The organism is Rhizobium laguerreae (assembly GCF_019778565.1).
Taxonomy (GTDB): domain Bacteria; phylum Pseudomonadota; class Alphaproteobacteria; order Rhizobiales; family Rhizobiaceae; genus Rhizobium; species Rhizobium laguerreae.
Map to the genome: position 1 here is coordinate 17,514 of NZ_JAAXQT010000023.1, position 10,678 is coordinate 28,191.

At 59.5% G+C, this 10,678-nt stretch carries 10 protein-coding genes and 1 pseudogene; 9 read left to right on the plus strand and 2 right to left on the minus strand.

Translation table 11 applies throughout. The annotated features are described in order from the left end of the window. Window positions 1-94 precede the first annotated feature (94 nt). Complete coding sequence (locus HFO71_RS35220) at window positions 95-499, minus strand: SMI1/KNR4 family protein (RefSeq protein ID WP_221989090.1); 405 nt, start codon at window positions 497-499, stop codon at window positions 95-97. Further along, window positions 487-1,803: a DUF7256 domain-containing protein gene (locus HFO71_RS35225; protein WP_221989091.1), complete on the minus strand. Its 1,317-nt coding sequence runs from the start codon at window positions 1,801-1,803 to the stop codon at window positions 487-489. Before HFO71_RS35225 ends, HFO71_RS35220 begins: the two co-directional genes overlap by 13 nt. A 315-nt stretch (window positions 1,804-2,118) precedes the next feature. Here HFO71_RS35225 and HFO71_RS35230 point away from each other — a divergent pair, with 315 nt between their 5' ends. The 9 genes and pseudogenes from HFO71_RS35230 to HFO71_RS35270 all read left to right on the plus strand — a co-directional run. Then, window positions 2,119-3,759, plus strand: a complete 1,641-nt coding sequence (locus HFO71_RS35230) for an MASE4 domain-containing protein (protein ID WP_338150510.1) — start codon at window positions 2,119-2,121, stop codon at window positions 3,757-3,759. A 12-nt stretch (window positions 3,760-3,771) separates the two neighbouring features. Beyond that, window positions 3,772-4,416 carry a response regulator transcription factor gene (locus HFO71_RS35235; protein ID WP_077976301.1) on the plus strand — a complete coding sequence of 215 codons (645 nt, stop codon included), beginning with the start codon at window positions 3,772-3,774 and terminating at the stop codon, window positions 4,414-4,416. Between the two features lie 95 nt (window positions 4,417-4,511). Further along, entirely contained in the window at window positions 4,512-4,898 is a 387-nt protein-coding gene (locus HFO71_RS35240) for a response regulator (RefSeq protein WP_077976302.1), read from the plus strand. Window positions 4,899-5,135: 237 nt separating this feature from the next. After that, entirely contained in the window at window positions 5,136-6,491 is a 1,356-nt protein-coding gene (locus tag HFO71_RS35245) for an epoxide hydrolase family protein (RefSeq protein WP_077976303.1), read from the plus strand. An 83-nt stretch (window positions 6,492-6,574) separates the two neighbouring features. After that, window positions 6,575-7,003: a DUF6130 family protein gene (locus tag HFO71_RS35250; protein WP_077976304.1), complete on the plus strand. Its 429-nt coding sequence runs from the start codon at window positions 6,575-6,577 to the stop codon at window positions 7,001-7,003. Next, a complete protein-coding gene (locus HFO71_RS35255; protein ID WP_132613605.1) occupies window positions 7,000-8,280 on the plus strand; it encodes an epoxide hydrolase family protein in 1,281 nt (426 codons plus the stop codon). Before HFO71_RS35250 ends, HFO71_RS35255 begins: the two co-directional genes overlap by 4 nt. A gap of 114 nt (window positions 8,281-8,394) precedes the next feature. After that, complete coding sequence (locus HFO71_RS35260) at window positions 8,395-9,027, plus strand: VOC family protein (protein ID WP_221989092.1); 633 nt, start codon at window positions 8,395-8,397, stop codon at window positions 9,025-9,027. Between the two features lie 396 nt (window positions 9,028-9,423). After that, on the plus strand, window positions 9,424-10,137 hold the full coding sequence (locus HFO71_RS35265) for an SDR family oxidoreductase (RefSeq protein WP_221989093.1): 714 nt from the start codon (window positions 9,424-9,426) through the stop codon (window positions 10,135-10,137). 18 nt (window positions 10,138-10,155) lie between these two features. After that, window positions 10,156-10,600: pseudogene (locus HFO71_RS35270) on the plus strand (SOS response-associated peptidase family protein); the annotation flags it as partial. Window positions 10,601-10,678 lie beyond the last annotated feature (78 nt).

Below are 10,678 nucleotides of genomic sequence, written 5' to 3' on the forward strand. Positions count from 1 at the left end.
GAAGTTTGGCCTATCGTACGACATACACAAGATCTTCTCCTGCTTAAAGGTCCCCTTAAAGCGGGCAGCAAGCCCGACCGCCCAGCAAATGGCCTTACCAGCCGTCGCCGCGCTCGATGGCCTCGATGAACTCCTCGAAAGAGCGGCCGAGAACACGCACTTCATTCAGCCAGTTTCCGGCAAAGACGAAGGGAATGGAAATATAGTCGCCCTTGACGAAGCCATAGGCGGTCGGGCCGCCATTCGAACCGATCAGCAGCTGGTCGTCGCGAAATTCGAAGATCTCGTAGCCGTCAGCCCCGGCAAGTTCCGCCGCACTCCACAGGACCAGATAACCTTGGCCGACCTCTCCGTTGAAGCCGTTGGAGGCGGCAAGGAAGGCCTTGATCTCCGCCGGCAGGATAATCTTCAGTTTCGTCTCGCAGGCCGCGATTTCAGCCGGGCTTGCGCCAGGCAATTGGCAGCCATCTTCAAATTTCTCCAGCATCAGCAGGCCCATTCGAGCTTCATCTCCTTGAGGTCGATCTGGGCGACACCGTCGCCGAAATTGAAGCCGCCGAAGATCTCCGACAGCTCGATGTAGAAGGGCGAGAAATCGGGATAACCCTGCATGGGAAACATCGTGCCGCCGAGATGGGCGTGCCAGTCCTGAAAGCGCTCCAGCCCCAATGCCTGGCCTTCTTCCGAATAGGCGGCGATATAGCCGCTGAACTCGTTTTCGTGCCTGAATTCTCGCGCAGGCTTTCCGACATTCGGGTCGCCCTCGCGCAAGGTGATCTCGATCGGCCAACCGTAGTCGAGCGCTTCTGTTGCCGGCAGGTTCTTCCAGCCCCTAGCAGGCCGTGCTGCCGCCAGAAGTTCGTTGACGGCAAGTCCGCCGGCCGAAAAGACGTTTTTCGCCCGCTGCTCGGCCACCGTTTTCGGCAGGTTGAATTCGCCGAAATAATCGAGTGGCGATTTCGAGAGCCAGCCGGGAACAGGAGCGCCCTCGATGGCCGGCGGTGCGCCGAGCGGTGCTGCAAACTCCTCTTCCGTCAGCCAGAAGAGAACGTAGTCGTTGTCCATGAATTCCATGTCGAAGCGGCGCGGATCGGCCCGGCGCGCGCCTCCGGTGTCCACATTTCTGCTTGCCGGCGGCGTTTCCCATTGTTCGTCGACAAAGAGCGAGATCGCCACATACTCATCGCCGAGCGTGCGGTATTGCGGCGGTAGTTTCACCGTGAAGGCATGGCGAAGCGGCATACCGTTGGTGGTGCTGACCGGCCATCTCCTGGCATCGATGCCCGGCGGGCGGCCGTAGCACCAACCGCTACTGGGACGGCGGGCGAGATCGACAGGATCGGTCATCGTCAGGTCATAGGCCTCGGTGAGGCTGGGATCGGCATATTTATGGGGCCGCTCCGGATAGACCGCCGTCGGATCCGTCAGACTGATGATCCTGATGACATCCTCCCTGATGCCGACGCCGAGCGTCAGCGTATCCGACAGGTTCGTCTTCAGCATGGTCCAGCCATATTTCTCCCGCTCGTCCGAGATGCGCTCGACACCGGGATAAAGCCGATGCAGCTCTTCGGCCGGCATTCCCATCCTGACGCCATGGATAGGGGGAAGCTCGAAGGGGGCGCGGAAATGAACCTCGCCGAGCCTGCCATCGGCGGTAATGCGCGTGCCAAATTCCTCGATATGCAAATGGCCTTCCGCCTGTAGGCTCGGCTCCTTCCAGCTCGTTCCCAAAGCCGCCTTCAGCTCGTCCACAGATACACCCGGCTGCATCGGAGCCGATCTCGCATTGTCTATCGGCATGCGCGTCCTCTCTCGCTGACCGTCCCGCGCAAGAGATAGGACGGGTCGGAGACAGGGCAATGACGTAGCGGGAGCCCATTTCACGCGCAATTGCGGCAACAAAATACGAGCCGCCGCTCAATCTGGAGACTCACCTAGGCTGATATGGCATGCCCGAGGGGCATTTTATCAGCAGGCCCACAAAGTTGCCGTTCGACGAGCGTGCCATCGAACGCGTAGGCGGCACCCGCAAAGATAATCTCGTTTGTGTGCAGCTCGCCGCGGGTGGTAGAATGACGGAGGGATCAAGGAAAATACCTTAATGATATTCTGAACGTGACGACTTTCGTGCCGCGCGCTGCAGCCGCGGCGAAAAGTATTCAATGGAGAACAGCCGTGAACACGTCGGAGGAAGATTTCTTTGTCCTCTCAGAGCTGTCCCCAGGTTCAGCGCAGAAGTGGCTCGCTCTCGCTGTCGTTTTCGGCCTACTAGTTCTCGTATTCATCGCCGCCGGAGTACTCTCGAACGTGCAGCCGCACCGGATTGACGCCTTCGTCCCGGCCTACACGACGGCGATGTTCGTGAGCGACTCGATTACTGCGATCCTGCTGTTTGCCCAGTTCTCCATTCTCCGCTCGCGCGCCATCCTCGTGATCGCGAGCGGCTATGTTTTCACGGCTCTTATCCTCATTCCGTGGATCCTGGCGTTTCCAGGTGTATTCGTGCCCGGTAGGGGTCTTATTGGCGGCCTGCAGAGCACATCCTGGCTCTACTTTTCTTGGCACGCCGGTTTTTCCATGTTCGTAATCGGATACGCATTGCTAAAGGAAGCGGAGCCCGACAACCGGTTCTGGCGAGGCTCGGCGGGTGCGGCGATAGCAATAAGTGTCGCCTTGACAGCACTGGTCGTGTTGGCTGCGGTGTATCTCTGCGTAGGTCTTAATGCGATTTTGCCCCGCGTGGTGCTGGATTCCCTCCGCCTTAGCCCGCTCTGGCCTTATGTCGGGGCACCCGTCGCACTGGTAAGTGTCGCGGCCCTCGTCCTGCTTTGGATCAGGCAACGCTCGATGCTCGATCTGTGGTTGATGGTCGTCATGTCCCTGTACGCGATAGAGATACCCCTAAGTTACTACCCTACACCGGTCCGCTTCAGCATTGGCTGGTATGCTGTTCGGATCATCGGATTCATTTCGAGTAGTCTCGTCCTGATTGTCATGCTGTACGAAATAACGACGCTTTACGCACGGCTTCTCGCAGCGGTTCGTGCCCGGCGTCAGGAGCGCGAGGCGCGATTGGTAACCGGAGATGCAGTTGCCGCCACAGTTGCTCATGAAGTCAAGCAACCCCTGTCTGGCATGATAACGAGTGCCGACGCGGGCTTGCGCTTTCTCAATCGCTCATCGCCCGATCTGGAGGAAGCGAAGGAGGCGTTCACGCAGATAGTCGCCGGCGGCCATCGTGCGGCAGCGGTGATTGAAGGTATTAGAACAATCTTCAAGAAGGAAGACCGAAAGCGAGCGTCGCTCGACCTCAATGACCTTATCCGGGAAACCCTCGCCCTCATGCGAGGGGATCTGGTCAAACACCGGATACTGGTTAGAGCTGTGATAGATGAACAACTGCCGGAGATAACGGGCGATCGAACTCAACTACAGCAGGTGCTCGTAATCCTGATCACGAACGCCATCGATTCCATGATCGAGGTTGGCGGATCGCGGGTTCTGTCGGTGGAATCCAAGATGCATGAGGATGGCCACGTAAGGGTATCGGTGGCGGACACGGGGGCAGGAATTGGACCGCAAGACATCGATCGAATATTCCACCCGTTATTCACGACCAAGCCCGAAGGGATGGGAATGGGACTGTCGATCTGCAGGTCAATCGTCGAAGCCCACGATGGACGGTTGTGGGCTGCCCCGAACATGCCCTGGGGGGCTATATTTCATTTTAGTTCAATTCGCTCTGTCTCCGCATGACGAGGATCAGTTGTGGTCAAAATTGCACCGACGAGTTCGCAGCCTACAAGTGATGTCGAGCCTGCTGTCTATGTGATCGATGATGACGCCGGAGTCCGCGACTCGCTCGGCCTGCTATTCCGTTCGGTCGGTTTGCGCGCCGAACTATTCCGTTCGGCCAACGAATTCTTGCAACGGAAGCTGCCTCCGAATCCGAGCTGCCTGGTTCTTGACGTGCGCCTACCCGGGCTGAGCGGCTTCGAGCTTCATGCCGAGTTGACGAGAGTCAATATTCAGATTCCCATCATTTTCATCACTGCACATGGCGATATCCCCATGTCGGTGCGGGCCATGAAAGCCGGCGCCGTCGACTTCATCACCAAGCCGTTTCGCGATCAGGATATGTTGGATGCCGTCACCGCCGCGATCACCCGCGACCGGACGAGGCTGGACGCCGAACGGGCACGGTTCGACTTACAAGGCCTATTTACCAGCCTGACGTCCCGCGAACAGGAGGTGATGGCGCTCGTCGCTACCGGCTTGATGAATAAACAGATCGCGGCTCACGTCGGCCTCAGCGAGATTACGGTTAAGATTCATCGCGGCCATGCGATGAAGAAAATGCACGCGAAATCGCTAGCCGACTTGGTCAAAATGGCTGAGGCGCTCGGCATTTAATCGATAAAAGGGCCTCGTAAACCTCATATCTATGTATGACTATCGCACGTAGGTGGCCCAGAGCATTGTACAGTGCACATTGATGGGCCAATCGCTTGCGTGACACACCAGTTATTTCGATCGTCGACGATGACGAATCCAGCCGTATCGGAACTGCGAGCCTTGTGCGGTCGCTCGGCTTCGTCGCGCACGCTTTTTCTTCCGCACGTTCGTTCTTGCATTCAGAGCAACTGACAGAAACCTCGTGTTTGATTTCAGACGTCCAGATGCCGAACATGAGTGGAATCCAGTTGCACGACGTTTTGCACGCACGAGGGTATAAAATGCCAATCATCTTCGTCACGGCCTATCCCGACAACAACGTCCGCACGCAGGCGTTTGGAAGAGGCGCCGTCTGCTTTTTGAACAAGCCTTTTGACGGTGACAGGCTGTCTCGCTGCATTGAGGCTGCATTGAAAAACGATGGCGGTGACAGCGATTAGAGCGTCGTCCATTGCCGGCGCAATCAGGCGCGGCAGCCCGCAAAGTCCGATCGTCTAGTTTCATTGAATTCAGCCGAGGGAAACTCGGACCTGTCATGGCGATATACTTAAGTATGAGCGCCATAAACGAAGGCGCGATTATGACAAACCTGCGTTCGATGGATCGCGCGCGGAAGTGAGAGCACAACAAACGTGCCCAGCCGCTTAATTGCATCCGCGCAACGAAGGAGACAGATCATGTCCACGGTAAATCCGCCGCCAAATCGGCGCAAGTTTCTTGCCACCTCGGCCACTGTATTACTCGCCACTTCGGCAGCCGGAGCGTTGAACTTTACCTCCGTTCAGCCGGCTGCCGCGTCGGGCGCCGGTTCAATCCGCCCCTTCACCGTCAACTTCCCGGACGAGGAGCTTGTCGAATTGCGTCGCCGCATCGCCGCCACCCGCTGGCCCGAACGCGAACTGGTGACTGCTGCAGCTTCGCGGCGGACCTGGGAAACCCCGCCATCGGGCGATACACAAGGGGTGCAACTCGGCACGATGCAGAAACTCATCCATTACTGGGGAACCGAATACGATTGGAGCAAGTGCGAGGCGCGCCTGAATGCGCTGCCGCATTTCGTTACCGAGCTCGATGGGCTGGACATCCACTTCATCCACGTGAAATCCAAGCATCAGGATGCTATGCCAATTATCATCACGCATGGCTGGCCAGGTTCGATCATCGAACTGCTTAAGATCATCGATCCGCTCACGAACCCTACGGCGCATGGCGGAACCGCGGCCGATGCGTTCGACGTGGTAATCCCGTCGATGCCGGGCTACGGCTTTTCCGCCAAACCGACGCAACCCGGCTGGGATCCGGCGCGCATCGCACAGGCGTGGACTGTGTTGATGAAGCGCCTCGGCTACAACCGGTTTGTCGCGCAAGGCGGCGATTGGGGCGCGCTCATCACCGAACAGATGGCTTTGATGGCGCCTCCCGAGTTGATCGCCATCCACACCAATATGCCAGCGACCATTCCGCCCGAGATTGTGAAGGCGTTGGCTGCCGGCAGCCCGCCTCCCGCCGATCTCGGATCCGACGAAAAGCGGGCTTACGAACAGGCTGCCTTCTTTTACAAGTTCGGCCTGGGCTACGCCAACGAGATGGCACTTCGTCCGCAGACGCTCTATGGGCTCGTCGATTCGCCGGCTGGTTTGGCGTCGTGGATTCTCGATCACGACGCTGACAGCTATGCACTGATCGCCCGCGCCTTCGATGGAGAGCCGGAGGGCCTTACCCGCGACGACATCCTCGACAACATCACGCTTTATTGGCTGACAAACACCGCGATCTCCTCGGCCCGGCTCTATTGGGAACACCGGCAAACGGCGACGGCGGGCTTCTTCGACGCCAAAGGCATCACCATTCCCGTCGGCGTAAGCGCCTATCCGTCCGAAATCTACACGGCGCCCAAAAGTTGGACCGAACGAGCGTTTCCCAAACTTCTGCATTACGGCCGCCCGCCCAAGGGCTGCCATTTCGCAGCATGGGAACAGCCCGGGTCCTTCACCGACGAGCTGCGCACATCGTTCAGGACGGCGCGGACGTGAGGTGTCGGGCGCTGCGCCGGACGTGCGCGTCAACCTCAGCTTGGCGATTACCAGATAGCGAATCTCCAAAAGGAGAGAATGCAATGAACCTCCTGATCAAGACACTCGCCGTGCTCGCGGCTTGCACCGTCTTCGCCACGGATGTGGTCGCCCAGAGCACCGTCGTTCCCGTCGACAACGAGCCTGCGCCCAAGCTGATCGTTGAGCCGCCGCTTCCCGGTCCGTTGGCCAGGGGCGTCGTGTTCCTCCCGTACCGGGTGGAGAACGTGCGCATCCTGCCTGTGGGTGGGCCGGCTGCGCGCAACGTGTCTCCGCGGGTCGGACATCTGCACATCACGGTCGATGATCTGCCTTGGGCGTGGGCGGATTACGGCCAGAGCAACACCGTTATTCTGGTGGGCATGTCGCGCGGCCAGCACAAGGTCCTGATCGAGGTGGTAGACGCCGAAGGCAGCGTCTTCACCAAACAAGCCGTGACGTTCCACTCTCCGGGCAAGGAGATTCAGCCATGAAGTTCCACAAACTGGCGACCGCGCTGGCATCGGGGCTTTGCATCCTTTTCTGCCTGACCAACGCCACCGCGGCCGAAGATCGCTCGATCAGGCCGTTCACCGTCAGCATCCCGCAAGGCAACCTCGACGACCTCCGCGATCGCATCGCCGCCACGCGTTGGCCCGACCGGGAGACGGTCGATGACCAGACCCAAGGCATCCAGCTCGCGAAAATCAAGCCGCTCATCGAATACTGGGGAACTGGCTACGACTGGCGAAAAGCCGAGGCCAGTTTAAACGCCCTGCCCCAGTTCATGACGACAATCGACGGCGTGGACATTCATTTCATTCACGTCCGCTCGCGTCACTCGGACGCGATGCCGCTGATCATGACTCATGGCTGGCCCGGGTCGGTGCTGGAACTGCTCAAGACCGTCGGCCCGCTCACTGACCCAACGGCGCATGGTGGCTCCGCAGAGGACGCGTTCGATCTCGTGCTGCCCTCAATGCCGGGTTTCGGCTTCTCCGGCAAGCCGGCGGTCGCCGGCTGGGGCACGGACCGCATCGCGCTAGCCTGGGCGGAGCTCATGAAGCGCCTCGGCTATTCAAACTACGTCGCTCAGGGTGGCGACTGGGGTTCCCCCGTATCGAACGCAATGGGCCGCCTGGCGCCGTCAGGTTTGCTCGGCATCCACATTAACTTGCCGGCGATCGTGCCGCCCGAGATTGCCGCGGTGCTCGCCGCTGGCGGCCCAGCGCCTGCGGAACTGACCCAGAAGGAACGTGCGGCGTTCGACGCCTTCAGCATAGGCGCCAAAATGGGGAATAGGTCCTACGCTCAGATGATGGGCACTCGGCCGCAGACTATCGGCTACGGCTTGATGGACTCGCCGGTCGGCCTCGCGGCGTGGATGCTCGGGCATCCGGGCTTCTCCCACTGGACCTACGACACCAGAGATCCCGAAAAGTCCCCGGACGAGGTGCTCGACGACATCACACTGTACTGGCTGACCGACACCGCCACCTCGTCAGGTCGAATTTACTGGGAGTACGGAGGCGGACGCAGCCCTGCTTTTGCCGGACCGGAGAAGACCAGTGAAATCGCGCTGCCGGTCGCCATCACGGTCTTTCCTGGGGAGAGCTATCAGGCCCCGGAGACATGGGCCAGGCGCGCCTACCCCAACCTGATCTACTTCCATGAGGTCGACAAGGGCGGTCATTTCGCCGCGTGGGAGCAGCCGGAACTGTTTTCCGCCGAGTTGCGCGCCGCGTTCAGGCCGCTGCGGCCATCAAAATGAATTGGATAGCGCGTGACGCTGCCGCCCCGCTCGCGCCCAAGACATAGGACGAGAACATTTGTCTGATCTCCATAGGCGAAACTCAAGCAAGGCATCCAAACCAAGGAGCTCCACATGACCGACAATCACGTGCACAGTGAAACTGCAACCGAGACCGCCGAATCGCGGACGGTGGACATGAAACTCGAGGTGGCCGTCATCCCTGTTTCGGACGTCGATCGCGCCAAGCGCTTCTACGACGGACTGTGCTGGAGGCTCGATGCTGACTTCGTCAGGAGCGACGGGTCCCGGGCCGTGCAGTTCACGCCGCCAGGCTCGCCGGGTTCCATCCACCTTGGTACCACATCGGCGCTCTTGCTCATTGTATCCGACATCGAGGCGGCGCGCGCCGAGCTCCTGGGTCGCGGTGTCGAAGTGAGTGACGTGTTCCACCCGGGCGCCGGCCCAGATGGCCGCCTCACCGGCCTGGATCCCGAGCGGCGCAGCTACGCCTCATTCGCCTCGTTCAGCGACCCGGACGGCAACGGCTGGCTGCTCCAAGAGGTCACCGCACGACTGCCTGGCCGCGTGGACACGGACGTCACGACGTTCAACTCGTCGACCGAGCTCGCCGCCGCACTGCGACGCGCGGGCGCCGCCCACGGCGAGCATGAGAAGCGGAGGGGCGGCCAACGTGATGAGAAGTGGCCAGACTGGTACGCCGAATACTTGGTGGCGGAGCAGGCCGGCGAAGCGCCTCCATCTTGACCAGTTCGGTGGACGTCTTTGCGTTCACGTTCCGTGATCGCCTGTGCAGCCATAGAGGTTCCTAGATGCATTTGGCGGAACGAGATCAACCAAGATCGCCGCCGGCTTTTTGCGGCCCCGATGGGTGTCGTCACCTACTCGCTCGTCCACTCGCTCCGCAGCAGCACAGCACGCGACCGAAAAGCCTTGAAGCATAGCCGACGCCCGCGAGCTGAGCGTCGGCTATGTGGCCTGCCCAAGGACCGCCGCGGACGCTTGTCGAGGTTGTCATCGGTACTGATGGTTATTAGCCCGCCCCACGGGGCCGTCGCTCGCAAAATAAGAAGAGAAGATATCTTGGCGGGGAGTTTGAACCGCTTCAGCACGATTTGGTCCCGTCCAACGGAGAAAACGAAAATGATGATTAAAGATTCGGTGCTGTTCATAACAGGCGCTAATCGCGGACTAGGTTTGGCGTTTGCTGAGGAAGCTCTTAAACGCGGCGCCAAGAAGGTCTACGCCGGCGTGCGGCATCCCACTGGTGCGGCTCGGCCCGGTATCATGCAGGTCAGACTGGATGTAACCGATCGTGGCTCGATAGCCGACGCCGCGAACCAATGCCGCGATGTTGCCTTGCTGGTCAACAATGCCGGTATTGCCCGTTTGAACAGCAACATCCTTGACCCGAGTATGATCGACAGCGCGCGGGAAATCTTCGAGACAAACTACTTCGGAATGATCGCTGTCAGCCAAGCATTCGCTCCGACCCTTGCGAGGAACGGTGGTGGAGCGATTATCAACGTCTTGTCTGACGCCACTTGGTACGCACGGCCTATGCTTGCCGGATATTCCGCTTCGAAGTCCGCAGCTTGGAGCTTCACAAATGCCTTGCGTATCGAACTGCGCAACCAGAAGACAGCAGTGCTTGGCCTGCATGTGAGCTTCATGGATACCGACATGACCCATGGGTTCGACATGAAGAAAATCAGCCCACAGCAGGCTGCTGAAGCAGCCTTGATCGGCCTTGAGGCTAACCAAGAAGAGGTTCTCGCTGACGATTTCACAAAAGAGGCTAAGCGAAGCCTCTCCGGGGAAAAGCCAATATATCTCGATCCGCCGCCGCTGGGCTGACTGACATCTGCGCCAACACGACGATGGTTTGGCGTCGAAAACAGATGCCTCGTCCCGGTCACCAGTTTCGCGGAGCCGGATCCGCCAGGAGCAGGGCGGCAACGTGCCGAATGCCTGGTTCGCCCGCGACGAAAGTAAGCCGCTGATGTTCTTTGCCGGCCTCCATGTGCCGCAATGGCAGAGTGTCCGAAAGGTCAGGGACGGGCTGACGACCGACGACCTCTATGGCTTCTTGACCACGGATCCCAACGACCTGGTGAAGCCGATCCATGGCAAGGCGATGCCCGTCCTTTTGCTGACCAAGGAAGAGACCGACACCTGGATGCGGGCGCCCTGGGAAGAGGCGAAGGAACTGGCCCAGCCGTTACCGAATGACGCGCCGATCATTTCCTCACGCGAACCGTACGGATCAACGATCGTGTCGAAATCCGGAGAGCCGGTGGAACAGGGCATTCTGCTTTGACGCCTGAATTCCGGACTTGTTTCGGAAAACGAAAAAGCCTGCCGCGGGAGGAGGTGCGGCAGGCTTTTCGAAAGAATT

Coding starts and splice junctions, on each gene's coding strand:
- HFO71_RS35255 (WP_132613605.1), top strand. CDS start 7,000: ATGAAGTTCCACAAACTGGCGACCGCGCTGGCATCGGGGCTTTGCATC.
- HFO71_RS35265 (WP_221989093.1), top strand. CDS start 9,424: ATGATGATTAAAGATTCGGTGCTGTTCATAACAGGCGCTAATCGCGGA.
- HFO71_RS35225 (WP_221989091.1), bottom strand. CDS start 1,803: ATGCCGATAGACAATGCGAGATCGGCTCCGATGCAGCCGGGTGTATCT.
- HFO71_RS35260 (WP_221989092.1), top strand. CDS start 8,395: ATGACCGACAATCACGTGCACAGTGAAACTGCAACCGAGACCGCCGAA.
- HFO71_RS35245 (WP_077976303.1), top strand. CDS start 5,136: ATGTCCACGGTAAATCCGCCGCCAAATCGGCGCAAGTTTCTTGCCACC.
- HFO71_RS35220 (WP_221989090.1), bottom strand. CDS start 499: ATGGGCCTGCTGATGCTGGAGAAATTTGAAGATGGCTGCCAATTGCCT.
- HFO71_RS35250 (WP_077976304.1), top strand. CDS start 6,575: ATGAACCTCCTGATCAAGACACTCGCCGTGCTCGCGGCTTGCACCGTC.